This window comes from Thermostichus sp. MS-CIW-36, from assembly GCF_054059035.1.
On record NZ_JBSSBR010000014.1, the window covers coordinates 33329 to 58370 of the forward strand.

Annotated in this window: 27 protein-coding genes, 1 pseudogene and 1 other annotated feature; of the genes and pseudogenes, 8 read left to right on the forward strand and 20 right to left on the reverse strand. The window is 58.8% G+C overall.

Annotation, left to right across the window (positions count from 1 at the left end; translation table 11 throughout):
* Window positions 1–28: 28 nt before the first annotated feature.
* The 8 genes from ACVWVQ_RS07910 to ACVWVQ_RS07945 form a co-directional block, all read right to left on the reverse strand.
* The gene (locus ACVWVQ_RS07910; RefSeq protein ID WP_414350608.1) at window positions 29–1087 is read right to left on the reverse strand and encodes an ATP-grasp domain-containing protein; all 1059 of its coding nucleotides are present in this window, start codon (window positions 1085–1087) and stop codon (window positions 29–31) included.
* A 39-nt stretch (window positions 1088–1126) separates the two neighbouring features.
* On the reverse strand, window positions 1127–1945 hold the full coding sequence (locus ACVWVQ_RS07915; protein WP_457507821.1) for an alpha/beta hydrolase-fold protein: 819 nt from the start codon (window positions 1943–1945) through the stop codon (window positions 1127–1129).
* Window positions 1946–2011: 66 nt separating this feature from the next.
* Entirely contained in the window at window positions 2012–2665 is a 654-nt protein-coding gene (locus ACVWVQ_RS07920) for an LON peptidase substrate-binding domain-containing protein (protein ID WP_414355826.1), read from the reverse strand.
* Between the two features lie 128 nt (window positions 2666–2793).
* A complete protein-coding gene (locus ACVWVQ_RS07925; protein ID WP_457507823.1) occupies window positions 2794–4359 on the reverse strand; it encodes a UDP-N-acetylmuramoyl-L-alanyl-D-glutamate--2,6-diaminopimelate ligase in 1566 nt (521 codons plus the stop codon).
* Between the two features lie 112 nt (window positions 4360–4471).
* Window positions 4472–6241 carry an ABC transporter ATP-binding protein gene (locus tag ACVWVQ_RS07930; protein ID WP_457507825.1) on the reverse strand — a complete coding sequence of 590 codons (1770 nt, stop codon included), beginning with the start codon at window positions 6239–6241 and terminating at the stop codon, window positions 4472–4474.
* A gap of 59 nt (window positions 6242–6300) precedes the next feature.
* A complete protein-coding gene (locus ACVWVQ_RS07935) occupies window positions 6301–7479 on the reverse strand; it encodes a 1-deoxy-D-xylulose-5-phosphate reductoisomerase (protein ID WP_414329119.1) in 1179 nt (392 codons plus the stop codon).
* A 371-nt stretch (window positions 7480–7850) separates the two neighbouring features.
* The gene (locus tag ACVWVQ_RS07940) at window positions 7851–8024 is read right to left on the reverse strand and encodes a hypothetical protein (protein WP_457507827.1); all 174 of its coding nucleotides are present in this window, start codon (window positions 8022–8024) and stop codon (window positions 7851–7853) included.
* On the reverse strand, window positions 8021–8644 hold the full coding sequence (locus ACVWVQ_RS07945; RefSeq protein WP_457507829.1) for a ParA family protein: 624 nt from the start codon (window positions 8642–8644) through the stop codon (window positions 8021–8023). Before ACVWVQ_RS07945 ends, ACVWVQ_RS07940 begins: the two co-directional genes overlap by 4 nt.
* A gap of 238 nt (window positions 8645–8882) precedes the next feature.
* On the opposite strand from ACVWVQ_RS07945, the pseudogene ACVWVQ_RS07950 reads away from it, so the two are divergent.
* The 3 genes and pseudogenes from ACVWVQ_RS07950 to rpsU all read left to right on the forward strand — a co-directional run.
* Window positions 8883–9066, forward strand: a pseudogene (locus tag ACVWVQ_RS07950) (hypothetical protein); the annotation flags it as partial.
* Between the two features lie 33 nt (window positions 9067–9099).
* Window positions 9100–10401 (forward strand): trypsin-like serine protease, encoded by a 1302-nt coding sequence (locus ACVWVQ_RS07955; RefSeq protein WP_457507831.1) that lies wholly within the window; start codon window positions 9100–9102, stop codon window positions 10399–10401.
* Between the two features lie 378 nt (window positions 10402–10779).
* The gene (rpsU, locus tag ACVWVQ_RS07960) at window positions 10780–10965 is read left to right on the forward strand and encodes a 30S ribosomal protein S21 (RefSeq protein ID WP_011432857.1); all 186 of its coding nucleotides are present in this window, start codon (window positions 10780–10782) and stop codon (window positions 10963–10965) included.
* Between the two features lie 84 nt (window positions 10966–11049).
* On the opposite strand, the gene ACVWVQ_RS07965 is transcribed toward rpsU, so the two are convergent.
* Window positions 11050–12507, reverse strand: a complete 1458-nt coding sequence (locus ACVWVQ_RS07965; RefSeq protein ID WP_457507833.1) for a TonB family protein — start codon at window positions 12505–12507, stop codon at window positions 11050–11052.
* A 157-nt stretch (window positions 12508–12664) separates the two neighbouring features.
* Between ACVWVQ_RS07965 and ACVWVQ_RS07970 the strand changes: the two genes are divergently transcribed.
* Window positions 12665–13813, forward strand: a complete 1149-nt coding sequence (locus ACVWVQ_RS07970) for an aromatic ring-hydroxylating dioxygenase subunit alpha (protein ID WP_457507835.1) — start codon at window positions 12665–12667, stop codon at window positions 13811–13813.
* Between the two features lies 1 nt (window position 13814).
* On the opposite strand, the gene rplL is transcribed toward ACVWVQ_RS07970, so the two are convergent.
* From rplL to ACVWVQ_RS08020, 10 genes are all read right to left on the reverse strand, one after another.
* On the reverse strand, window positions 13815–14225 hold the full coding sequence (rplL, locus tag ACVWVQ_RS07975; protein WP_414329114.1) for a 50S ribosomal protein L7/L12: 411 nt from the start codon (window positions 14223–14225) through the stop codon (window positions 13815–13817).
* Between the two features lie 63 nt (window positions 14226–14288).
* Window positions 14289–14852, reverse strand: a complete 564-nt coding sequence (gene rplJ / locus ACVWVQ_RS07980) for a 50S ribosomal protein L10 (protein ID WP_011432851.1) — start codon at window positions 14850–14852, stop codon at window positions 14289–14291.
* 58 nt (window positions 14853–14910) lie between these two features.
* Window positions 14911–15070: a sequence feature (ribosomal protein L10 leader region), on the reverse strand.
* A gap of 78 nt (window positions 15071–15148) precedes the next feature.
* Window positions 15149–15859, reverse strand: a complete 711-nt coding sequence (rplA, locus tag ACVWVQ_RS07985) for a 50S ribosomal protein L1 (RefSeq protein WP_011432850.1) — start codon at window positions 15857–15859, stop codon at window positions 15149–15151.
* 106 nt (window positions 15860–15965) lie between these two features.
* Window positions 15966–16391 carry a 50S ribosomal protein L11 gene (gene rplK / locus ACVWVQ_RS07990; RefSeq protein WP_011432849.1) on the reverse strand — a complete coding sequence of 142 codons (426 nt, stop codon included), beginning with the start codon at window positions 16389–16391 and terminating at the stop codon, window positions 15966–15968.
* A gap of 9 nt (window positions 16392–16400) precedes the next feature.
* The gene (gene nusG / locus ACVWVQ_RS07995) at window positions 16401–17066 is read right to left on the reverse strand and encodes a transcription termination/antitermination protein NusG (RefSeq protein ID WP_011432848.1); all 666 of its coding nucleotides are present in this window, start codon (window positions 17064–17066) and stop codon (window positions 16401–16403) included.
* A gap of 62 nt (window positions 17067–17128) precedes the next feature.
* On the reverse strand, window positions 17129–17401 hold the full coding sequence (gene secE, locus ACVWVQ_RS08000; RefSeq protein ID WP_414329112.1) for a preprotein translocase subunit SecE: 273 nt from the start codon (window positions 17399–17401) through the stop codon (window positions 17129–17131).
* Window positions 17402–17504: 103 nt separating this feature from the next.
* The gene (locus ACVWVQ_RS08005) at window positions 17505–17888 is read right to left on the reverse strand and encodes a hypothetical protein (protein ID WP_457507837.1); all 384 of its coding nucleotides are present in this window, start codon (window positions 17886–17888) and stop codon (window positions 17505–17507) included.
* 4 nt (window positions 17889–17892) lie between these two features.
* The gene (gene trmD / locus ACVWVQ_RS08010) at window positions 17893–18648 is read right to left on the reverse strand and encodes a tRNA (guanosine(37)-N1)-methyltransferase TrmD (RefSeq protein ID WP_457507839.1); all 756 of its coding nucleotides are present in this window, start codon (window positions 18646–18648) and stop codon (window positions 17893–17895) included.
* Between the two features lie 5 nt (window positions 18649–18653).
* A complete protein-coding gene (locus tag ACVWVQ_RS08015) occupies window positions 18654–19052 on the reverse strand; it encodes a hypothetical protein (protein ID WP_414329472.1) in 399 nt (132 codons plus the stop codon).
* 150 nt (window positions 19053–19202) lie between these two features.
* Window positions 19203–19397: a hypothetical protein gene (locus tag ACVWVQ_RS08020; protein WP_041436399.1), complete on the reverse strand. Its 195-nt coding sequence runs from the start codon at window positions 19395–19397 to the stop codon at window positions 19203–19205.
* A gap of 100 nt (window positions 19398–19497) precedes the next feature.
* On the opposite strand from ACVWVQ_RS08020, the gene ACVWVQ_RS08025 reads away from it, so the two are divergent.
* The 4 genes from ACVWVQ_RS08025 (at window position 19498) to ACVWVQ_RS08040 (ending at window position 23814) form a co-directional block, all read left to right on the forward strand.
* Window positions 19498–20682, forward strand: coding sequence for a 5-(carboxyamino)imidazole ribonucleotide synthase (locus tag ACVWVQ_RS08025; protein WP_457507841.1), 1185 nt, complete (start codon window positions 19498–19500; stop codon window positions 20680–20682).
* Entirely contained in the window at window positions 20679–21128 is a 450-nt protein-coding gene (locus tag ACVWVQ_RS08030) for a hypothetical protein (protein ID WP_457507843.1), read from the forward strand. Before ACVWVQ_RS08025 ends, ACVWVQ_RS08030 begins: the two co-directional genes overlap by 4 nt.
* A 6-nt stretch (window positions 21129–21134) precedes the next feature.
* Window positions 21135–21668 (forward strand): ribosomal protein S18-alanine N-acetyltransferase, encoded by a 534-nt coding sequence (gene rimI, locus ACVWVQ_RS08035; protein WP_457507845.1) that lies wholly within the window; start codon window positions 21135–21137, stop codon window positions 21666–21668.
* A 559-nt stretch (window positions 21669–22227) separates the two neighbouring features.
* Complete coding sequence (locus tag ACVWVQ_RS08040; protein WP_457507847.1) at window positions 22228–23814, forward strand: mechanosensitive ion channel; 1587 nt, start codon at window positions 22228–22230, stop codon at window positions 23812–23814.
* A gap of 88 nt (window positions 23815–23902) precedes the next feature.
* On the opposite strand, the gene cydB is transcribed toward ACVWVQ_RS08040, so the two are convergent.
* Window positions 23903–24949, reverse strand: coding sequence for a cytochrome d ubiquinol oxidase subunit II (gene cydB / locus ACVWVQ_RS08045; RefSeq protein WP_457507849.1), 1047 nt, complete (start codon window positions 24947–24949; stop codon window positions 23903–23905).
* Window positions 24950–25042 lie beyond the last annotated feature (93 nt).

The window sequence follows — 25042 nt, forward strand, 5'->3', positions numbered from 1 at the left end:
AACCACACTTTTGGGTTCTGGTTTGATTTTAATCGGGATCCCTGGGCTCGTAGTAACGGTTGGCCAAATCCAGAGCCATCTGAAACTTCTGCTCGCGGGTGAGATCGGCCCGTCGGGCAATGTGGGCAAAGCGGTTGATATCTGGGGGCAGGAAGTCGAAAGGACGCTGTTCCCGCACGATGTCCAAGACCAAATCGCAAAGGGCCTGCTGGTAATCGTTATAGAAGATCTCTCCCAAAGCCTTGAGCCGCCCATCGGGCACCGGATTGTTAAAGTCGATGGCCTGGAGCTCTCCCTGCTCGTCGATAAATAGCTCCACCGAGTTCATTTCATAGCCCAAAACTCGATTGATAATCCGACAGGTATTGATGACTTTCTGGCCCATTTCCGGGGTAAGAAATTCTGGATCAAACAGATATTCGCTGGCATCGAACTTGCGAAAGATATACTTGATCGGAATGATCTTTCGGCCAATGCAGAGGGCGCGAATCTGCCAAGGGTAAGGGGTTTTGACCTTCTCTTGGATCATCATCACCTGAGATCCAGAGCGGTCGTAAAAATAGAGGAGCTGCTCCATGTTGTGGGCTATTTCTACTCCAATGGCCTCTCGCCCCTCCGCCGGCTTAATCACAATTGGCCAGCCCAGATCTTCCGCCATCCCCTGCCAATCGAAAAACTTGTGATACTTAAAATCTTCTGCTTTCAATGCGGGGGCTTCTTTAGGGGGCAGAATGTAAGTTTTGGGGATGGAGATCCCCAGCTCTTTGACCACCATGTAGGCAGCATCTTTGTTGCGCAGGTAGTAATAAAAGCTAAAGGGGTTGTTGATGAGGTAAACCCCCCGAAAGGCAAAGCCCATGAATAGGCCGATGGCTTGGGGGTAAAGGTAGCTGAAGCGATCCAGGATCAAGCGATACTTGGTGCGGTAATCCAGGTTCACCTCATGAATGGTGACATGTTCGGCCCGGATCTTGTAAGTTTGGCCGTTGCGAGCTTGAACAGGGGGAAGTGCGTTGAGGCGAGCCAGAGTATCGTCCCCGAAAGGCTCGCTGAAGTGCAGGCTGCCAACCCAATAGTCTTCAATCATCAAAGCTCTCTCGTCAAAAGCTATTCCCTGCAAGGGATCCTACGCGAAGGCGCGGATTTGCGCTTGCCAAGTGGGCCAATCGTGATTCCCCTCCCATACCTCCAGTTGATGGGGGATGTTGTTGCGGCTAAGCACTTCCGCCAGACGCAGGTTGTCGCTGAGGCAGTGGTCGTGGCGAGCGGTGAGCAGCTTCAGCTCGGTGTTGCGCCCGCCCAAGTGATCCCAGAGTTGCCGGCTCATGTTGGACATATAGGCCAGCGGGTTGATGAAATACAGCTCCTGCTCTGCCCGTTGGGGATCCCAGCCGGTGACAGAGCCGAGAGCCGCCACATCGTAGGGCCCCCCCAGAGCCAAACAACGGCGCACTAGGCCGGGATGCCGACAGGTGAGGTTGACAGCATGGGTAGCTCCCAGGGAAAACCCAGCCACCACCAGAAACTCATTTTGCGCCTCGGCCTTGGCGTAGGGGATCAGCTCTTCTACCCAGTGCTGCTCCAACAACAGCCAACGATCCCGACGTTGGGGCAAGTCCAGCTCGCGGTTGAAAAAGGTCTCCCAATCCAGGGTTTCCACGCAAAAAGCCTGCAAATAGCCCTGTTCCAGATGATGGCTGAGGCTGGCGATAATGCCGCGATCTTCCAAGTCGAAAAAACGCCCGTTGCTGGTGGGCAGACAGATCAGCGGGTAGCCGTGATGCCCGAAGTGGAGCATCTCCATTTCCCGGCCCAAGATCTGAGAGGGAAAGCGCAAGTAGCGGCGAGCGTAGGCCATGAAAAACGGGGAAGGGATCCTCAAGAAATACCCAACCTTTCCGGGGGAAGCATTCTGCTCTGCCTGGTCGAGAAAGGCAAAGGGCACTCTCTGGAAAGGTCCACAAGAGCCACCAGAACAGATGGGAGCAGACCTGACCAACTGACAGGAACCTCAGGAAATTTCCGTGAACAGATCCTTGAGGGCCGTGCGGGCGGCCAAGTGCTTGCGGGTGGACTCAAGAATTTCGGCTTCCCGGCGCAGCCGGCTTTCGGTACTGACCATTTCCAGCAGAGCTTGCTGCTCTTGGGGGGCTCCATGAAAGTGGCTGGCCACCCAGTAGGACAATTCTATGGGAGTGGTGGGGAGCTGCTCCGGCAACTCTGCATCCCGCTCCATCAGCTTGCCCGAGAGACGCACCACATCCTGAAGGAGAGTGGTAACCTGGCGCACCCAGCCCTGCAGGTCATCGGAAGGGGTGGTCGGCTCATCCTCAATCCATTCCACCAGCCCCACCCGGAAGGGTTTTTCCCGCACGTAATCCAAGACGCGGAAGCGCTGCTGCCCCAAGGTCAAAATGTCCATACGGTCATCCGGCAAGCGCTGCACCTGCAACACCTCAGCACAACACCCTACCCGCACCGGGGATCCCGTCTGGGGATTGAACATCAGCACCCCAAAGCGGCGATCCGTCTCCAGGATGGTGTTGATCATCATGCGGTAGCGGTACTCAAATATGTGCAGCGGCAGAGGGCGGCCCGGAAACAGTACCACCTCCGGCAAGGGAAACAGGGGTAGCTCGCGAACATCCACGGAAGAAGAAGGCATAGGGCTTGTGCTTCTCGTTGTACTGAGTCTAGCCCATCTTTAGGTAGCCCATGTGGGCAACTGTAAGCCTTTTGACTTGCTGTTGGCAATCCTCACCCCCAGCCCCTCTTCCGAAGAGAGAGAGGAGTTTATCGGGAGGGGCTATGGCTGTCCAGGCGCAGGGCCAGGGCGGCACGGGCTTCTTCCCGGTCGTCGAAGTGAATCTTCTCGGTGCCCAGGATCTGGTAGTCCTCATGGCCTTTGCCGGCAATGACCACCGTATCCCCTGGCTGGGCTGCGAGGATGGCCAGGCGAATGGCCTGCCGCCGATCCACCTCCACCGCCCTGGGGGATCCAGGGATCCCGGCCAAAATATCCCGTAGGATCTGCTGGGGATCTTCGGTGCGGGGGTTGTCGGAGGTAACGATCACCTGATCGGCCCAGGTGGCGGCAATGCGTCCCATCTGCGGTCGTTTGCCCCGATCCCGATCCCCGCCACAGCCAAAGACACAGATAAGCTGACCTTGCACCTGGGAGCGCAGGGCCTTGAGCAGGTTTTCCAGCCCGTCGGGGGTGTGGGCATAGTCCACAATCACCGCGATATCCTGCCCCGGCAGGGTCACCCGCTCTATCCGCCCCGGTACGCCCGGAAAGTGGGGCAGGGCCGACTGGATGATCTCGACAGGGATCCCCAAGTGCAGCGCCACCCCCACCGCCGCCAGCAGGTTGGCCAGGTTGAAGGATCCCACCAGGGGGGCTGCCACGGCAAAGGCGCCAGAGGGGGTGTGGAACGTCGCCTGTAAGCCGTTGGGGTGCAATTGAACGTTGCTGGGCCAGAGGCCGGGGATCCCTTCCAGAGGCTGCAGAGAATAGGCCCAGGGATCCAAAGAGGGTTGGATGGCCTGCAAAAGCCGCCGTCCCCCAGCATCGTCGGCGTTGATCACCGCCCGCCCTTGGAGATATTCCTGTCGGAAGAGGGTGGCTTTGGCCTGCCAGTAGTTCTCCATGCTGCCGTGGAAATCCAGGTGATCCTGGGTAAGGTTGGTCCAGACGGCAGCGGCAAAGGAACATCCCCACACCCGATCTTGAGCGAGAGCATGGGAGCTCACCTCCATCACCGCCACCTCCGCCCCGGCTCTCTGGGCTTCCCTGAGGCTGCGCTGCAGTTCAGGCGGAAAAAGGGTGGTGTGGGGAGCAACTTCGCTGTGGCCCGGCCAGCGGTTGTACAGAGTGCCCAGCAAAGCGGTGGAGCGACCGGCAGCCTGCACCAAATGTTCAATGAGATGGGTGGTGGTGGTTTTGCCATTGGTGCCCGTCACCCCCACCAAGGTCAGTTGGCGGGCGGGAAACCCATAGAAAGCTGCCGCCACCTGGGCCACGGCCCTGTTCAGGCTGGCGCGAGGCAAAACCAGGACGGGCTGACTTCCCCATCCAGCCTCTCCGCTGACGCTCTCCCACGCCTCTTGGGAAATGAGGGCCGCCACTGCCCCTGCCGCCAGGGCTTGGGCCACGAAGCTACCTCCATCCACGCGGGATCCCGGCATCCCCAGAAAGAGATCCCCGGCCTGCACCTGGCGGGAGTCGGCACAGAGGCTCCAAACTTGCACCCCCTCCAGGGATCCCTGGGCCAATTGAGGCTGGATCCCGGCTTGGCTGAGCAATTCCCACAGAGGGCGCTCCGCACCCCTAGCGCGAACAATCCCAACAGTCTCCATTCCACCACTCCTCCCTGCTTTGCAGCTTACGGTAGCCGCTCAACCCCCTTTCCGACCAGAGCGCCAGCGAGATCCCCTCTTTACCTTGGGAGAGGAGCCAGGGGTGAAGAAATCAGGCCAGTATCTCCTCCAGCTTCTGCTTGGCCCACAGAGAAGCGTAGAGGCCCTTCTCGTCCGCCAGCAATTCGGCATGGGATCCCTTCTGCACAAGGCGGCCCTGGTCCATCACCCAAATCTGATCGGCCTCCACCGCAGCCGTGAGGCGATGGGTGATGAAGATCACCGTTTTCTGGGCCGTGACCCGACGCAGATGGCGAAGAATGGCCTGAGCCGTCTGGTTATCCACGCTGGAGAGAGAGTCATCCAGGATCAAGATGGGAGCATCCACCAGCAAAGCCCGGGCCAAGGCCACCCGCTGTCGCTGGCCACCGGAGAGGGTGATGCCCCGCTCTCCCACCAGAGTGTCGTAGCCGTTGGGGAAGTTGAGGATCTCGGCGTGGATGTGGGCGGCTTTGGCAGCCCATTCCACCTCCCAATCTTCGGCATCTGGCTTGCCGTAGCGAATGTTATCCCGGACCGTGGCGCTGAACAGGAAGCTCTCCTGGGGCACATAGGCAATGGCCCGGCGCAGGGATCCCAGTTGCAGACGGGTGATATCCCGCCCATCCAAAAACAGTTGCCCCGGCTGGATCTCCAGCAGCCGAGGCAAGGCATTGGCCAGAGTGGACTTGCCCGCCCCAATCGGCCCCACCACCGCCACCATCTGGCCCGGTTCTATGCAAAAGTGCAAATCCTCTAGAGCCGGAGCTGCCGCAGGGCCGGCGAAGGCAAACGCGAGACCTCTGGCCTCGATGCGGCCTTGCACCTTTTCCAGAGGCAACGGCAAAGCGCCTGGGGCGTCTCGGATGGTGGGTTCTACCCCCAACAGAGCATCGATCCGCTCCAAGCTGACCTGCCCCCGCTGGTAGGCCGTGATGGTGAAGCCCAGCAGGGCGGTGGGAAATACCAACCGTTCCACGTAGAGGGTGAGGGCCGAAAAATCCCCGATGGTCAGCGTCCCTGCCGCAATCTGCGGCCCCCCCACCGCCAGCAGTAGCAACAAACTGAGGCTGACCAGCGCCACCAAAGAAGGGAAAAGCAAGTTGCGAGTGAGGGCCAAGCGCAAATTGGCCTGCAGCAGCCGCTGGTTCTGGCGGCGAAACTCCCGCTGCTCGTGCTGTTCCTGGCTGTACACCTTGATCAGGGCAATGCCGTTCAGGTCCTCTTGAATGAGATCGCTCAGATCCGCCAACTCCTGCTGCACCTGGAGCTGCTCCTGCTGCAGGCGGTTGCTGCTCAACTTCACCAGCACCAACATCACCGGAAACACCGACAGCGCCAAGGTGCTCAGACGGGGCTCAATGCCAAACATGGCGGGCAGAGTGGTGGCATAGGCAAAGATCGTGTTGGCCAAATTGAGTAGGGCGAACCCCAACAGGCGGCGGATGTTTTCCACATCGCTGGTGATGCGGGTGAGAATGTCCCCAATGGTCTGCTGGGCAAAGTAGGAAGGCTGCAGGGTGAGCAAATGCTCGAAGATGGCTTGCTTGAGGTGAAACTCCACCTGCCGTCCCACCCCAAACATCCACACCCGCGAGGCAATGCGAATGCCCATCATCAGGCTGGAGACGACCAGCACCGTCAAGGCGTAAAGGGCAATGCGCCGGTCCGACAAAGTGGCCAGGTTCTGGCTCAGGTCATCGATGACCAGCTTGACGTACCAGGGCAGGAACACCCCCAGGCCATTGACCAAGAGCAGGGATCCAATGCCCAACCCCACCTGTCGTCGATAGGGGCGCAGATAATGGGCCAACTGTCGGAGATGGGATCCCGATCCGGTCACTCACTTGCTCCCTGCATCCTCTCCCACTCTAGCGCTCAGCCGGATCCCCCCGGTAGGGATCAGACCAGAACCTGAGCCGGGGCTTGCTGGGCCAGTTGCGCCGTTTCCCGCCGTGCCCAGGCATCTGCCTGCAAAATGTCCTCCAGGCTGGGATCGGCAATGACTTGATGCCGCTCACAAACCCGCTCCAAGAGACGGGGAATATCCAAAAAACGGATGCGCTCCTGCAAGAACAGGGCCACCGCCGCTTCGTTGGCCGCATTCAACACTGCCGGCAGCGTTCCCCCCCTCCGTCCAGCGGCATAGGCCAACTCCATGCAGGGGTACTTGCGGTGATCCGGAGCCTTAAAGGTGAGGGATCCCAGCTTGACCAAATCGAGGGGATCCCAGGGGGTAGCCAGGCGTTCCGGCCAACTGAGGCCGTAGAGGATGGGCAGGTGCATGTCCGGCCAGCCCAACTGGGCCAGAACAGAGGTATCGGCCAGTTCGATCAGGGAGTGGACAATGCTCTGCGGGTGGATGAGGATGTCGATGTGGTCGTAGTCCAGGCCAAACAGCCAGTGGGCCTCGATCACCTCCAGGCCCTTGTTCATTAGGGTAGCCGAGTCGATGGTGATTTTGCGCCCCATCACCCAATTGGGATGCTTGAGGGCATCGGCCAGGGTGACCTGATCCAATTTTTCGGCAGGCCAATCCCGAAAGGCGCCACCCGAGGCAGTCAACAGGATTCTTCGCAGGGATCCCGCGGGCACCCCCTGTAAACACTGGAAAATGGCCGAATGCTCAGAGTCGACGGGGATCAGGTTCACCCCGTACTGCCGCACCAAGGGCAGCACCACCGGCCCCCCTGCCACCAGGGTTTCTTTGTTGGCCAGGGCAATGTCTTTGCCGGCACGGATGGCCGCCAGGGTTGGCAACAAACCGGCGCAGCCGACGATCCCCGTCACCACCCGCTGGGCCGCCGGGTGAGCCGCCACCTGACACAGCCCCTCCGTTCCGGCCACCAACTCCGGCAGCGGTCGGATCCCCGTCAGCAGCGACCGCAGCTCCGGCAGCAGCTCCTCCCGGCCAATGGCAACCATCTGGGGCCGAAACCGCCGTACCTGCTCGGCCAAGAGGGCAACGTTGCTGTAGCTGGTCAGGCCAACAACCTGAAAACGCTCCGGATACTGGGCCACCAAGTCCAGAGTTTGGGTGCCAATCGAGCCGGTGGAGCCGAGCAAGGTGATGGCTTGCATAAAGGATCCCTTTGCACCTGAAAGAGCGTGACATCCTCCCAACACAGACTTCCCCTCGCGCAGCGTGCCCAAAGGCTCCGTCCCGCTATTGCGAACGGCCCCACCTCGCGTTCGGGGATCCCTGCCTCACGCCCCTTCATCTTATTCTTATCTGGCTCTCAACTGGAATCTGTGGGCTCCCTCCGATCCCCGACAGCGGGATCCTATGCGGCTGTGGGGTCCGCGATGCCCCCCTTCCCCAGATTTTGGTTTCAAACCTTTCCCGACTGAGAACGCAGCCACTGGCTGAGCAGCGCCTCGATCAGCTCCGAAAGATCTTGATCCGATTCCAACAGGATGCGCTTCACGGCTCGGTGGGTCTCTTTGGGGATTTAGGCCGTCAATTTGACGTACTCAGAGCTGTTGGGCTTGGCGCCTGCTTCCGGTTGCTCGAGGGTCGGCTTGGGTTCTGGAATCTTGTAGGCTTGGGCGCTCAGCTTTTTCGGGGCGGGTCGGGCCGGGATCCCCTCTGGCTGCCGGTCGAGAAGGCGCTCAAACTTGCTCATGACGAGATTTCCTCCCCCACAGCAACGTAGTCTGACCAAGCTTGTTTGGCTCTCGGCTCTGGGATCTCGTGAACACAGACCCCCTCCAGAGCAGCCCGTTGAAAAGCCACCGTGCGGCGAATGGAATGGTGGCAGAGAGGAATCCCGACTTGCTTGAGAAAGTTGCGGGCCTCCGCTCCATCTCGGTTGGGCCAGGGGGGAACCAGCGTCAGCAAGACCTTGTAGTGCTTTGCCCCCAACCGGTCTAGGGCCTTGGCGGTCAGCATCAAGGCATCTAGAGCCAAGGCATCCGGGGAACAGGGCAAAAGCAGCAGATCACACCGCTGCGCCAGAGCGTGTAACTGTTCCGAGGTGGGACGGGCAGGGGTGTCAATCACCGTGTGCTGAAAGCCTGTGGGCGTGGGAGTGGTGGGATCCCCGGCCAATACCTTGATAGGAAAGGATGATCCCCGTTCTGCCCAGCGAGAGGCCGAGCGATTGGGATCGGCGTCGATCAACAGGGCCATCCCCGACCCACCCAAAGGGGCTGCCCCTTGTTTTTGCTGAAGGTAGAGGGCCAAATGCACCGCTGTAGTGGTTTTGCCCACGCCCCCTTTGAACCCCAAGACCGCGATATTCATCTGCCACACACCCTCCCACCCTGGTTTTACTGCCCAGGTGCACGGGCGGCAAGAGGCAAAAGTGGGCATTGGGGTCTTGGGGCAACTCGGGAGAGCCGGCCGCGGGGGGAAGCGTTCCCGGTTGCGCAATCCTTAGGCTTCGCCGGTAGGATATCCTTGGCTAGCACAACCGGCTGGCTTTGGAGCATGACTCTAGTCAATAATAAGCTCAACTATACTGAAAATAATGTATAATATGTTCAGTACGGATTACTACCAGTTGATCTTTCTGTTTACTTTCGAGTCTGCCAACATGGTAGCCAGAGCAAAGCAGAAAATTGGTAGTAAGACGACACGGAAACTGCGCTTTGGGTATTCTACTCAAAGCTTTGCGGGATACCGCCATTCTGGTTGGAAACAAACAGAATGCTATCGCTGCATAGTTGAACAGCGATGTTCAGCAGTGTTCAGCGTAAATGTATCAGAATCTGACCATGCCTCATCTCTCGCGATCCCATTCCCCCCTTGGCTTGGCTCGCTCTTGGTCTATTCCGCTGGGGTTGTGTCTGGCCTTGAGTGTGAGCGCCTGTGGCGGCAGGGGTTCCAGTCGCCCGCTTCCCCCAGTCTCAGCTCCTCCCACAGGACGAATTGAGGGATCCCATTTCGACGATCTCAACGGCAATGGGCTGCGGGATCCGGGGGAGCCGGGGCTGCCGGGCATCGCCACCTTTTTGGACTTAAACGGCAATGGCCGCCTCGACCCGGGGGAGCCCAGCACCGTCAGCGACGGCGGCGGCAACTTCCGCTTCTCCAACTTGCCCCCTGGCATCTACCGCGTCACCGCCCTTTTGCCCCCAGGGCGAATCTTCACCACGCCGCGCTCAGGCTTGGGGCTGGAGCGGATTGTGGGCGGCAGTCCTGCTCCCGAAGGAGCCTTTCCCTGGATGGTGGCTTTGCTGAGGGCGGCTGAGCCGGATCCTTTTCAAGCGCAGCTTTGCGGCGGATCCCTGATTGCGCCGGAGTGGGTAGTTACCGCTGCCCATTGTTTTTTCGACGAGCAAGGCCGGCAGGTGAATCCCCAAGATCTGGATCTGCTGTTGGGTACCAACCGCCTACAAATCGGCGCCGGTCAACGCATTCGCGCCGCGCAAATTGTCCTCAACCCCGGCTACAACCCCCAGGTGGGGGAGCCTGGGGGGAATGACATTGCCCTGGTGCGCCTTTCTCGGCCAGTGGCTCTGGCCACCCTGCCGCTGGTGCAGCCCAACCAAACCAACCTGACGGCCCCTGGCACTGCCGCCACCATCCTCGGCTGGGGAGCTACCTTCCCCCGTGCTCTGGACAACGAGGAAGCCAGCGGCTTTCCCCAAGATTTGCAGCAGGCCACCGTTCCCATCGTCTCCAATGCGGTGTGCAATGCGCCCGAATCCTACAATGGCACCATTTTAGATACCATGCTCTGCGCCGGCTTTCCTCAGGGGGGAGTCGATGCGTGTCAGGGCGATAGTGGTGGGCCTTTGATTGTGCCCAGCGGCAGGGGTTTTGCCCTGGCCGGGATCACCAGTTTTGGCAGAGGCTGCGCCCAGCCCAATTTCTATGGGGTGTATACGCGGGTGTCTAGCTTCGCCGGTTTTGTGCAATCGGTAATCGGCAGTGCCCCCAGCCCAACTCCAGCACCCTCTCCCCCGCCCCCCACTGGGACAACGGCCTCATTTGTTGTGAATTTGAGGGAAGGTGAGGTGGTTTCGGGGCTCAACTTTGGCAGCCGGGCGCAGTGAACACGAACTGTGGCAGCAAGCAGTGGTGTGGCGATCGTTTAGCTAGGCCGCCGTTCGCGCTAGCGGGACGGAGTCCTTGAAGCCCCGCCCTCTGTCCGTAGGACGAGGGTCGGAATGAAAGGCGGACATCCCCTGTTCTATAATCAACCTGGCTGTGCAAAACGGCATTGCCGGAATCTGGTACAACTACGCGGTGGGGCATCCCGTGTCTGCTCGTGGAGGGTTCTTGCACTAGCTCCCCATTCGCGTCAGCGGTGCGTAGCACTTTGAAGCGAGAAGCCCGCTCCGTACTGCCAGCAGTCGGAGTCGGGAGTATGTCACGATAGGGATCCCTGTTGTAACCAAACCCATTTGATTGACGGAGGAGATGTCTTTCCTATGACCCAAGTGACGATTGGCGAAAACGAAGGGATCGAATCTGCGCTGCGCCGCTTCAAGCGCCAGGTTTCTAAGGCGGGCATTTTGCGGGATTTGCGCAACCATCGGCACTTTGAAACCAACCTAGAAAAGCGCAAGCGCAAAGCGGTAGCCGTCCGGCGGAACCGCCGCAAATCTATGGCCTAGGCCATTGCCGACACTCGGAACCCACCTGGGATTGAAATCCGAACTTCTCCGAGAAGGGCCTGTAGCCCTGCCTGAGGATCCGAGCTAGTTTCTCGGATTCTGGGTTGAGCCAGCCTGCAGGGATCCGCTCAGCACGTCGATTTCCAGCATCAGTTCTTCGCCAACATAGCTTTCGGGCAGAGGCGGAAAGGGAGCTGAGCGCTGGATGGCACTGAGCACGGCTGCATCCAATAGGGGATCTTCTGAGGGGGTTTGCAGGCGCAGTTCCCGCAGGGATCCCTGTCGATCCAGACGCACCTGCACCACCGTTACGTAGGATCCGGATGCCCGCCGTACCATCCAGTGTTGGCGAACCCTTTCTTGGAATTGAGCCAAGTAGTCTCCCCAATCCGGATCGGCGGTGGCATTTAGGCTGGGTGGGCCTGCCTGAGAGGACTCGATCCCACTGGTGCGACCGAAGTCGGAGTTGTGGGATCCGGTAGGAAAAGTCGGGGGCAAGGTGGGAGAAGGCTCTTCCAACGGGGCTGCGATCGGCTCTGGAGAGGGCAAAGTTGGATGCGGATCCGCTGGAGCCGACAAGTAGGGTTGTGGCAAAACCTCAGGAGAACTTGCTGCTCTTTCGGGTTGAGGCTTGAGGGATTGAGCAGGAGAGATCTGAGCCGATTTGGTCTCCACTGCTGCTGCCGAGGAGGTAGCCAGTAGGCTTTGCAGATGCTGACGATAGTCCTGCAGTTGCTGGCGCTGCAGAGAGGACAGAGGCCAGTGATCCAGCCATTCTTCCGTCAGATGTAGCGCCTCCGCCCAATTGTGATCGGCAACTGCCTGCTCCAGAGCTGCTAAACCCGCTGACAGATTTTCTAACCTGGCCTCTGGCTGCTGCTGAGGAGAGGCAGAGTTCCGGGCGGGCTGGGGCACCTCAAGCTCCCTTGTCGGCGGAGAAAGGATCTCAGGGACAGGACTCCCTGCGGCTGAGGCGAGCAGAGGCTGTGCCGTTGCAGAAGTGACCTCTACCCATTCACCTGGATTGGCCACTTGCGACTGCCGCACCGATACGTGATCCCGAGGTTCAGAGACACCGGACTCACGGGCGGAGACGGGCGCAATCCACTGCGGCTCTGGGGGCGGCTCGTCTGCCACCTCCACCCACTGAAAGGGGAGGATCTCCTCCTCTTCCCGGATCCTAGGCTGCCAACCCACCCAGCTCATCGCGATGAAATGCAACCCTGCCGAGAGCACATTGGCCAGCCCCAGACGCCAAGGTAAGGAGCGGCGTTCCTGCTCTCGTTTTTGTTGAGAACGGCTGAGGCGAGGATCTGGATCCGTCAGTTGGTTTGGCCGGCTCTCAGCAGCCGGTTCTGGTTTGGGGGAGGTGGACTCTGCAGTAGGTTGGGCCGGGATCCCTGTGTTACGGAGATCTCGGTTGGGGTTCAATTCGTTTTGCACCTTTCCACCTCTCCCCACAGCCACATGCCAACAGAAGCCCACCGACGCTTCTCTGCTTCCTTCGATCAATAGCCCATCCCCGGGCAGAGGGGTAGCCATCGATGCACAAACGCGCCCAGGGCAAAGCTGTGTTGGCTTATACGGACTTCTGCCATTTCAACGCCTATCTTTTTCAGGGGGGGCGGTGCTTTGAGCCACCTAGGCTCACGAAAAGCCAGCTCATGATTCTCCGAACTAGAGCTTGTGGAGCGGGTTTATGCTTGTTACCCAGCAACCTGTCTTGAGGCGGTTTTGGTACCCCGTGATCCCGATGTCGGCCCTGGAAACCGGCCCACAAGCTTTCACGCTGCTGAAGACTCCTCTGGTGCTTTGGCTCAATGAGTCAGGGCAGCCTTGCGCCGTCTTGGATCGTTGCTGCCATCGCTCGGCCCAACTTTCCAAAGGGGTTGTTTGCAATGGCCACATCCGCTGCCCCTATCACGGCTGGGAATTTGACGGCTCTGGCACCTGTGTGAAGGTACCCCAACTTACAGACAACTTCATCCCTCGCACCTACAAGGTGGAGGGGTTTCGCTGCCAAGAGCGCTATGGCTATGTTTGGGTGGCATTGGCGGATCCCTTGACCGATATTCCCGAGATCTCAGAGGTGGCGGATCCCCGGTTTCGCCAAATTCATCAGTTCTATGAGGTCTGGAAATGTGCTGGCCTGCGCCTGATGGAAAACTCCTTTGACAATGCCCATCCCCACTTCGTCCATCAGCAGAGCTTTGGGGTGATCTCCGAGCCTGTACCCCCCGATCTGGACAGCCTTGAAGAGCTGGAGTACGGCCTTCGGGCCACCTCTGTTTTGCCGGTGTTCAACAGCGACCTGCAGAAGCAAAACTTGCGGATGTCGGAGGATCGCACCGTGCGTATCCTAGAGAGCACTTGGTTTATGCCCTTCAGTCGCAAGCTCAAGATCACCTATCCCAACGGCCTTGTCCACATCATTTTCACAGGGGCTGCCCCCATCGACGACCAAACCTCGCAGGTGGTGCAATTCTGTTTGCGCAACGATTCAGAAGCAGAGGTGAGTGCTGAGAGTATCATCGCCTTCGATCGGCAGGTGACCCTTGAGGATCAACGGGTTCTGGAAAGCACCGACTATGACGTTCCCCTCGATATCAAGGCGGAGCAGCACATGTTTACCGATAAACCCAGCATCGTCATGCGTCGCAAGCTGGCTGCCCTCTTGAAAGCTCACGGAGAGGTGGAAGTGCGACGCAGCAGGGGACAGGGATCCCGAACCCACGCCAATGGTCGGGCAGACCCAAAAGAGGGGCCGAAGCAGCCCCCCTTCTTGGGTTTGAGTGTCTCGATTGGATTTCTCGTTAGACCAGAAAGAAGCGCTTTCCCCGTAACTTGAACTACTTGATCTTGACGGTAGCGCCGGCTTCTTCCAGCTTCTTCTTGATGTCGTTGGCTTCCTCTTTGGCAACCCCTTCTTTGACGGGTTTGGGAGCCGCCTCGACCAGATCTTTGGCATCCTTCAGACCCAAGCCGGTCAACTCGCGCACCACCTTGAGGATGGCGATCTTCTTGTCGGCTGGCACAGCCTCGAGGATGACATCAAAGGCAGTTTGCTCTTCCACCGGCTCAGGGGCTGCCGCCGGAGCTGCCGCCGCCGCTGCCACAGGAGCTGCCATGACCATGCCGCCGGCTGGGGCTGCTGCACTGACGCCAAAGGTTTCCTCGATGGCTTTCACCAGCTCGGAAGCTTCCAGCAAGCTCAAGGCTTTCAACTCTTCCAAAATCTTTGCAACGCGCTCTGAAGACATGATGGTTTCTCCTTGGGGGTAACAGAATCGATACACAGGTTTGGGCTGATGAACTGAAGCCCTTTATGCGGCCTCCTTGTCGGCAATGGCCCGGATGGCCCGCCCCAGAGAGGCTGGGATCTCGTGGATACCGCGCGCCACTTGCGTGGGCACAGCATTGAGCCCGACCGCCAGGCCGGTGGCCACCGACTTGAGGCTGCCCGCCACTTGGGCCATGAGCACTTCCTTGGGCGGTAGCTCGGCGATGGCCTTGGCCTGCTCCAAGGTCAGGGATAGCCCTTCAATGCCAGCACCGCGGAACTCGGTTTTCTTGGTTTGCTTGGCAAAATCTTGATACGCCTTCAGGGCGGCTGAAATATCGCCCCGAATCAAGATAAAGGCCGTCGGCCCCGCCAAAAAGGGAATGATCCCTGCCCAAGCTTTTTGGTCGGCGATGGCTCGCCGCATCAGGGTATTCTTAACAACCATGCAAACCGAATCCGACTTGCGCAGCTCTGCCCGCAGTTGGTCCATCTCCGCAACGGTCAGCCCCTTGTAGTCGATCACCAGCACCATTTGGCTGGCCTGCAGCAGGGATCGGACTTTATCGACGATCTCCGCTTTCTTCGCTAAAGGTTGCTTGCCCATGCGCTCACCTCCTTTGTTGTCAATGGTCACCCAGGGTTAACGGGTGGTGAATCTGGGTTCTGCCAAACAGAATGCGTCCCAGCCGTGGCCGAGACGCATGGAGATAAGCGCACCATCAAAAGCGATCCAAGAAGGGATCCCTTTGAACTTCGCTCAAACCTCGGCAGGACATTAAGCCCGCGGGCACCTGCTGTCTTCGGCTTGCTATTCGACTGGGGAAAGATGTTCTGCCGGGATCCTCCTCCAAATTCACTCACTCAAACCCTTTTCAACCCATCGCAGCGCCGAAGCCAGGCTTAGGTCGCCAACTTCAGCTCCCGCAGGGCATTGATATCAACCTCAATCGAGGGGCCCATTGTAGCAGAAACGTGTAGGGTTCGCCAATACTTGCCCTTGGCTCCAGAGGGACGGTTGCGATCGATGGACTCCTGCACTGCCTTTAGGTTCTCCAGCAGAGCTTCGACGGGGAACTTGCACTTGCCGAAGATCAAATGCACAATGCCGGTGCGATCTGCCCGATACTCCAGCTTGCCGGCTTTAAACTCTTTGATCGCCTGGGCCAGATCCATGGTCACCGTTCCCCCCTTGGGAGAAGGCATGAGGCCGCGCGGCCCCAACAGCCGCCCCAGCTTAGCCACCTGGGGCATCACATCGGGGGTGGCGATCAGAAGGTCAAAATCCATCATGCCCTTGCTGATTTCCTCGATCAGGTCTTCATATCCAACCCGATCCGCCCCTGCATTTTGGGCCTCCACCACTTTCTCGCCACGGGCAATCACCGCCACCCGGATCTCTTGGCCGGTGCCCCTGGGCAAGACTACAGTGGTGCGCAGTTGTTGGTCGGCGTACTTGGGGTCGATCCCCAGGCGGATGTGAACCTCTGCCGCCTCTTCAAATTTGGCGGTGGCCGTCTCTTTCATCAGGGCCAAAGCCGCTTCGGGAGCATAGGCAATGGGCTTCACCTTCTCCCGCAAAGCCTGCATACGTTTGGAAAGCTTTCGAGCCATCGTTTCTCCTCGGGGTACTGGCGAGAACTTCTCTCCCCCACAGTGGTTTGCTAGAACAACTTTTTCAAGACCGTGAACACCTCAGACCGGGCAAGGGATCCCTCCATCAATCCACCACCGTCACCCCCATGCTGCGAGCAGTTCCGGCAATAATTTTCATGGCCGCCTCCACATCGTGGGCATTCAAATCCGGCAGCTTCTGCTCGGCGATCTGGCGCAGTTGAGCTCGGGTCAGGGATCCCACCTTGGTTTTGTGGGGCTCGCTGGAGCCAGACTCAATGCCCAGAGCCTTCTTGATCAACACCGAAGCCGGCGGCGTCTTGAGGACGAAGGTAAAGCTGCGATCCTCGAAGATGGAGATCTCAACCGGTACCACCATCCCGGCCTGATCCGCCGTCTTGGCGTTGTACTCCTTACAAAAGGCCATGATGTTGACCCCGTGTTGACCCAAGGCTGGGCCAATGGGGGGAGCGGGGGTGGCCTTGCCCGCCTGAATGGCCAACTTGACCACGGCCACCAACTTCTTAGCCATGAAACGCAGTTACACCTCTTTTCGCACTTGACCAAACTCTAATTCTACCGGGGTATCGCGCCCGAAAATCGAGATCAACGCCTTGAGCTTGCCCCGTTCTGGGCTGACCTCCACCACCTCGCCGTAGAAACCCTGGAAGGGGCCGGATAGCACCTCGATGCGATCCCCAGGGGCCATGTCGATTTTGAGGGGCACTTCCTCCACCTCGACGCTGCTGAAGATGCGCTGGACTTCGCTTTGGCTGAGGGGACGCGGTGTAACATGCCCCCGACCGCGACCGTAGGCCCGCTTTTCTTCGGTGCCGACAAAGTTGATCACGTTGGGGGTTGTTTTCACCACCATCCAAGTGTCGTCGTTCATGTCCATGCGCACCAGGACATAGCCGGGAAAAATCTTCTCCTCTTGCTCCTGGCGCTTGCCGGATCGATCCAGCTTGAAGCCCGTCCGCTTCGGGATCACCACCTCGACAATTTGATCCGCCACATCCAAAGCAGCCGCCCGTTGCATCAGGGTGCTCTTCACTTTGTTCTCGCAGCCTGAGGCCACCTGCACGGCGTACCAGCGCAGGTTGCGACGCTCTTGACCTTCCCCCTCGTCTGGTTCCGGGATCGCGTCTGCAGGCTCAAAGTGCTCCACACGGCCCCCACGACGTTTTCGCTGCTGCTCTGGCCTCATCACCTCACATCCTCCCTGTAGCCATCCTTGAACATGACTCTCTTGCCCCTCAGGACAGAACATCACAAGAACAGCTGAGTGGCTACCCAAGCAAACACTTGATCGACCAGGTAGATGAAGGAAGCAAAAGCCAACACAATCAGTAAGACCCCTACCGACTCGCCGATCAATTGCCGGCGGCTCGGCCAAACAATCTTGCTTAATTCTGTGCGGGTCTCTTGAATAAAACCCAGGATCCCTTTGGGTGCGGTGGAACTGTCTTTGGAGTGACCCCGGCTGGCGGGATCCAAACGCTGCTCCGTATCGGTTTTGCTGGAGGGGGTGCTCTTAACCACGGCGGTGTTCTCCTAATGGATCCCGAAAACGGTGTACCGCATTTCAGCAGGCACGGGATCGGCTTTGCGATCCTAACAGATTTACCGGGAATGGGATCCAACCTTAGGGAGTGGGGGTGGGCTCAGGTGCCAAGGAACCGGGAGAAAGCGGGAGGGAGCGGCGGCGGGATTGGTTAAATTGCTCCACAGCAGCATCAACGCTGGCCTTGCCGTCCCAGCGGGAAGCAGCACTTTGGCGGGAGAGGAAGTCGGCAGCCCGGAAGAGATCGTTGACGTTGATGCTGGTGCCATCCAACAGAGGGGGATTGCTGTCGCGGCGAATGGCCTCGTTGACACTTCCACTTTGAGTTTGAGCCAGGGCCACCCCAGAACCGCTCAGAACCGAGCTCAAGGCCATTCCCACCAGGAGCAGTGCTGGGGGCGAGGGGATCCCACGCCAGGAGACAAGCGATGGATTCAGGAGACGGTTGAGAAGATTGCCGAGCATGATTTCATTTCTCCACATCGTTCACGCCAGGGTGCTGCTCCGCCAACCCCTCTGCCAACAACTGTTGCTCTTCGGCGGTCAAGGGGCGCTTGGCCAACAGGTCTGGCCGCCTTTGCCAGGTTCGAACCAGCTGCTGCTGCAGACGCCAACGGGCAATGGCTTGATGGTCGCCTGAGAGGAGCACCGGCGGCACCTTGTGCCCCTGAAACTCTGGCGGGCGGGTGTACTGAGGATAGTCCAGCAGCCCCGCCTGGAAGCTTTCGCTCTTTAACGAGTCTACCTTGCCCACAGTGCCCGGCAAGAGCCTCACCACGCCGTTGATCAGGGCCAGCGCCGGAATTTCCCCCCCCGTCAGGACAAAATCCCCCAGCGACACCTCGCGGGTGGCCAGGTATTGGCGGATGCGTTCGTCAAAGCCCTCGTACTGGCCACACAGCAGGATCAGTTGCGCTTTCTGGGCCAGCTCCTGCAGCAGCGCCTGGTTCAGCGGTTGCCCCTGGGGCGTCAGCAGAATGATCTCGCAGGGATCCAACCGGGGCAGGGAGGCGACAGCAGCGAAGAAAGGCTCTGGCTTGAGCACCATGCCCACCCCACCCCCGTAGGGCTCATCATCGACACGGCGGTGCTTATCGGTGGCGAAGTCGCGTGGATTGGTGCAGTGGACTTCGGCGATCCCCTGCTGTAGGGCTTTGCCCACCAGCCCAATGCGCAGCGGCGTTTCAAAAAATTCGGGGAAAAGGGTAAGGATATCGAACCGCACAGGACTCAGGACGAGGTGCGCAACCGCTCCAAATCCAGGCGCAAGGACTCAATCTGATGGATCAGCTCCATCAACTCAGCCATCTCTTCTCTGGAGATAGCCGGCTTGTTGGGGGAGGAAGCTGGTGTCGGGGGAGCATTCTCGACAGGCGCTTCAGAGTCAGGACTTGCCGAGGGGGCGTTGGCGGCTGGATCCCTGAGACTCTCAACGTAACGAACTGCCTCCTGCTCGATCAACTCTCCCTTTTGCTCCAGCTCTGCCGCCAGTTGGCCCAAGTCCATCGAGAGGCGGTTGAGGTTTTCGGTGCGCTTTTCCGGGTCTTGCAGGATTTCCACCAGAGCAGTGGCCGTGCCGTAAAAAATGTGGCGAGCCCGCGTGAACCAATCTGAAGAGTGAGAACTCATGGCAGCAGAAAGAGGTGGGTTGTGGATTATTCTAGGCGATCCACCCGACGGGATGAGCCCAAGGATACAAGCAGAATACCCGGCGTTCGAGGACAGACTGGAGTCTAGTTCTCCAAAGTCTTGAGGGCAATCTCAACCTGAAGACAGGGTTTAATCGACGGCGCGGATCTCGCCGCTGTTCAGGCGCTCCACAACCGACTCCAGCAGCTCGTGCTCTTCTGGGGAAATTTCTTGATCGGCCATGACGGCACTGAGAATCTGCTGTTGCTCGGCGCGAGTCAAGACTTTGTCCGCCAAAGCCCGGTTGATTAGAGCTCTCAGCTCAGAGGGTTGAGAGGGTTCCACCGTTTTTCTCCTAGCGCTGGAGGGCAAGGGATCCCATAATGGGGTTCTGGATCCAAGAAGCGATGGATAGCGACCCACTACTCAGTATAACGGTACGGCTGTGGAACCCCAGGTATCCCCAGAAACTCAGAGATCCCAACCTGTGGGGGTGATCGGCGGCGGGCAGTTGGCGCAGATGTTGGCCTTGGCGGCTCGCCAGATGGGGATCCCGCTGATCGTGCAGGCTGCTGCTCCCACCGATCCGGCGGTGGCAGTGGCCGATGGGGTGGTTTGGGGATCCACAGCCGACAGCCAGGCCACGGCCCAGTTGTTGGAGCGCTGCCCGGTGGTTACTTTTGAAAACGAGTTTATCCCTCTGCCGGAGCTGAAAAAACTGGATCCGGAGGGATCCCGCTTTCGTCCCAGCCTCAGCACGCTAGAGCCGCTGCTGGACAAGTTGCACCAACGGCAGTTCCTGGCGGGGTTGGGGTTGCCGGTGCCGACTTTTTTTCCGCTGGAGGCGGTGTTGGATTCGGCAGACCTGGCCGGGTTGGGCTTTCCGGTGGTGCTCAAGCGACGGCGGCAGGGCTACGATGGGCAGGGCACCTGCATCTTGCGCGACCGAGTGGCTTTGCAGCAGGCCATTGGCCAATCCAAGGGGATCCCGCTATTGCTGGAGGAATGGATCCCGTTCGAGCGGGAGCTGGCGGTGATGGTAGCGCGGGGGCTGAAGGGAGAGATCCGGGTTTACCCGGTGGTGGAAACTGTGCAGATTGAGCAAATCTGCCGCCATGTCCTGGTGCCTGCCCGCATCCCCCCAACCACCGAGGCCGAGATCCGGCGCTTAGCAGCCGATCTGATGGAAAAATTGGGTGCAGTTGGCGTGTTTGGCATCGAGCTGTTCTGGGTGCCGCCCCCCCATCCCAAGGCCGGGATCTGGATCAACGAAATCTCGCCGCGGGTCCACAATTCCGGCCACTACACCCTGGAAGCCTGCCACACCTCACAATTCGAGCAACACCTGCGGGCCATCCTCGGCCTGCCTTTGGGGGATCCCTCCCTCAAGTGCGCGGGGGCAGTGATGGTGAACCTCTTGGGCTATGAGCATGCCACCGGCGATTACCCAGAAAAGCGGCAGCGCCTGGCCCAGCTCCCCAATGCCACGGTGCATTGGTACCACAAAACCCCTGCCCGCCCAGGGCGGAAACTGGGCCATGTAACCGTCTGTCTGCCGACCACTTCTTCCCTACAGCAAGCAGAGACCATTGTTCGCACCCTCGAATCCCTCTGGTACCCCCAGCCATGAGCCAAGTGTCGGATCCCTCATTTTCTCCAGCCACACAAGCCCTGATCCAGGCGATGCAACGGCGGGATGTGCCCGCGGTAGCTCAGCAGGTGAACGGCTTGTCCCCTCAAGAGCGCCCCGCCGTGTTGACCCCTGCCCTCCAATACCTGGCCGAGGTGGATCCCGCCAGCGCCCAGTGGTTTGTTCGCCACCTCATGGCCCCTGCGGTCAAAGCGCAACTGCGAGAAGGGATCCTCAAAGCCGCCCAAGACTACCTACAGGAAGCCGGCTTCACCGAAGGGATCGACTACGAATTCAAGCCTGTTCGCGAAAGCGGTGTGGAGCACCATCCCCAATCGGGGGGCAACATCTTGAGCATCAGCCGCAGAGCCTTGCCCTACGCGGCTCCCGATGACGATCCCTTGGGGCAGTTGTTGTTGGCGGAATTCTGCGAATTGCGAGACTAGGCCACCATGAGCGGTACGAGTTATCGGCTGCAGGTGCTGGACATCACCGCCCTGCCCCAACTGCTGGAGCTGGATCGGCGGTGCTATGGGGGATACTGGGGAGAACAGGGATATCGAGCGGAGCTGGAACGACCCACAAGCACGGTGATTGGGGTAGTGGCGGAACCCGTTGCCGTTGGCGCCCCGTGTGGCTCGGGCCGAGCCGAGTTCCCCCTTCCCTCTCCAGGCCCCACCTCGCCGACGCAGGTGACAAAAGAGCTGGTGGGCTTCGGCATTCTCTGGCGTATTGAAGAAGAAGCGCATATCATCTCCTTGGCGGTGGATCCCGAGCACCGACGACAGGGCTTGGGCCGGCGGATTCTGGAAGAACTGCTGAACCAAGCGAGAGCAGCAGGCTGCCGCTGGGCTACTCTGGAAGTGAAGGCTTCCAATCAAGCGGCAATCCGCCTGTACGAATCGGCAGGGTTTCAACGGCTGGGACGTCGCAAGGGGTATTACAACGGAGAAGATGCGCTGGTGTATTGGAAGAAACCGATTTAGAAAAGCGTCAATTGTATATAAATTGAAGGGCTGTGAACGTTTTTCGGGATACACCTCAAGCCAGACAACAAGCAAGCCAATGGGCTAAGAATATCAAGACTGCGGGCGATACAATGCAATACAACACATTGACCGGGCGCCGATTGCGTATTTGATTCTTTTATAGATCATCAAAGTGCTCTCGTTTTGTGGATGCAAACTGCTCGACACAGCTCCTTCCGGCAACATTGGCTCTAGCCAATGCAGGCGCATCTACCGTGCAACGGAGACGCTGACTTGATCACGGAGCTCCTGCTCGGTGGGGAAAAGCTATAATCTGCGGTATCAACAACTTGAATTCGATCCTTGCCGTTCGATGGCCCATCGGAGCTTTGACTGATGGCTGGAGCCCTTGGGTTAATAGAATGTGAAGTTTTATTTCGAGATCCAACATTTCTGCCTCAATATACATTTTTCATATCATATTCCCCCTTTGGCCAACTTGCCTGAAAAAACACTTCAGGTTAACCTACACTTGTTATCTGTCCATCCTGAGCATTTTCAAGCTGTGAGGATCATTATGGACACCTCTGGAAACACCATTGGAAATGAGGCCATCTCTTTTGTCGTCAGTCTTTGGTCTAGGCTTATCGATTTTATGCCCAATCTCCTTGCGGCGATTGCCATCTTAATTCTGGGTTGGATAGTGGCCACGGCAGTAGCCTTCGGCGTTAGAGGACTGCTCAAAAGGACGCAACTGGACAATCGCTTGGCTGCTTGGGTTTTGGGCCAAAAGCCCGGCGAGAAGCTGCCCCAAACGGAGCGCTGGGTGGCCGCTGCCGTCTACTGGGTGATTCTTGCTTTTGTGTTGGTGGCGGTACTGAATGCCCTGCAGCTTCAAGCTGTCTCCGATCCGCTCAACAGGTTTTTGGGGGAAATCTTCGTTTATCTGCCACGGGTGGGTGGGGCGCTGGTGCTGCTGGCTGTGGGCTGGGTGGTGGCCACTGTTGCTCGGCTGGCGGTCATCCAGGGGCTGCGGCGTTTCAACCTCGATGAGCAGTTGGCCCGGCCTCTGCAACAGGAAAGCACTGCCGGTGAGGCAGGTGCAGAAGGAACCCCAACCGGCCAAGAGGGAGGTACAGAGGTCACCCCTTTCCTGCTGAATGAAACTTTGGGCAATGCCCTTTACTGGCTGATTCTGCTGTTCTTTTTGCCGATCATCCTGGATACCCTGAACCTGCAGGGGCCGCTGCAGCCGGTGCAAAACCTGCTGGATCAGTTGCTGTCGATGGTGCCGCGGATTTTGGGAGCGCTGATCATCGGTGCAGTGGGCTGGTTTTTGGCCCGCATCGTGCGTGGGATCGTCTCCAATTTGTTGGTGGCAGCAGGGGCAAATCGGTTGGGGGCACGCTTTGGCGTTCCCCAGTTGGCCCAGATCGTCGGGACGGTGGTGTATGTCTTGGTGTTGATCCCGGCGGTGATTGCGGCGCTGAATGCCTTGGAAATTCGGGCCATCTCCGATCCGGCGGTGGCGATGCTGGAGCAGGTGTTGCGGGCCATTCCCTTGATCGCGGGATCCGCTTTGATCCTGGCCGTCTTTTACTTGCTGGGGCAATTTTTGGCCAGCTTGGTAACCCAGTTGCTGCAGGCGGTGGGTTTTGACCGTCTGGTCGCGGGGCTGGGCTTGCCCCTGGCCGCTGCTCCTGAGCCTGAAGGGGATCCCGCTGCCAAACGTCGCACTCCCTCCGAGATCGCCGGCTTGGTGGTCTGGGTAGGCGTGGTCTTGTTTGGGGCGGTGCCGGCAGTGGAGTTGCTGCAGTTTGCCGCCCTAACCGACATTGTGCAGGGGCTGTTGCTGATTTCCGGTCGGGTGCTCATCGGCGCCCTGGTGTTTGGGATCGGTCTTTATTTGGCCAATTTGGCCCACTCTATGATCAAGAGCTTGGGTAGCCCTTCCTCAGGGGTACTGGCCCAGGCGGCGCGGGTGGCTATCTTGGTTTTTGTTGGCGCCATGGCCCTGCAGCAGATGGGCGTGGCCACCGACATTGTGGTGTTGGCTTTTGGTCTGGTTCTGGGGGCGATTGCCGTGGCGGTGGCGCTGGCTTTTGGGCTGGGAGGTCGCGATGTGGCTGCCGAGCAAATCCGGCAATGGCTCAAGAGAGAGTGAGAGCCGATCTCTATAGGCATTCGATTGCGCCTAAAAAATTGCCCCGCCTGGCATACCGGGCGGGGTTGTTCCTTGATCTTGGGCCAGCTTAAACTGCCTCTGAAACTTTGGCCTCTTCGGCTACCTCTTGCACTACAATTTTGCCTCGGAACACAACATAGTTGTAGATGTTGTAGGACAAAATAACCGGGATCAGGAAGCCGATAAAGGTGAGCATAAACACCAGGGAGCTGGGGGAGGCCGCCGCTTCGTAGATGGTGACGCTGGGGGGAATAATGTTGGGGAAAACCATGAACCCCAAGCCGACAAAAGAAAGCGCAAAAATCAAAAAGGTGTAAACCAAAACGCTATTTTCTTCCCGCCGGCGCAGGCTGCGCAGCAACAACGCCACAAACAAAAGCCCCAGCGCCGGAATGGCGGCAAAGATGTAGAAAAGGGGAGGCGAGAAGAGCTGGGATCGCGCCTGCTCGGACATGATGGGCGTGCTGACAGTGATAAACAGCGCCCCAAGCAGGGTGGTCCAGGTGGCGATGGTTGCCGTCTTGTAGTAGGTTTCCTGAAGCTCGCCGGTGGTCTTAACGATTAGGTAGGCTGAGCCGATTAACACATAGCCCTGGATCAAAGTAAGAGCCACCAACAGCGTGCGCCAGGTCAGCCAATCCCAGGGGCTGCCGGCAAAGTGGCCGGCTTCGTCCACGCGGATCCCTTCGAAGACGCTGCCCAAGGCAAATCCCTGGCCCAAGGCTGCCAAAAAGCTGCCCACTCCAAAGGCCAGGTTCCACACCAACTTGTTGTCGGCGTTTTCCCGAAACTCGAAGGAAACGGCCCGCAAGATCAGGCCCACCACCATGATCACCAAGGGTATGTAGAGGGCATTGAGAATGGTGGCGTAGGCGAGAGGAAAAGATCCAAATAGGGATCCCCCCATCAACACCAGCCACGTCTCGTTGGCATCCCAAACATTGCCCAAGCTGGTCATGAGAATGCTGCGCCGGGTCTCGCTGGAGGCCGTCAGGGAGAGGATACCAACTCCCAGATCAAACCCGTCCAGCAGAACGTAGAGAAATAGGAATAGGCCCAGGATAAAAAACCAAACCTGGGGCAGAAACCGCTGTAAAGGCTCAAAAGATTCCATCGCTGTTCTCTCCGCTGTTGGCTGTTTCAAACCCGTTGAGGGCAGTTCCCGATTGCCCAACCCAAACCCGCCGAGCTGCTGACACGACCACCC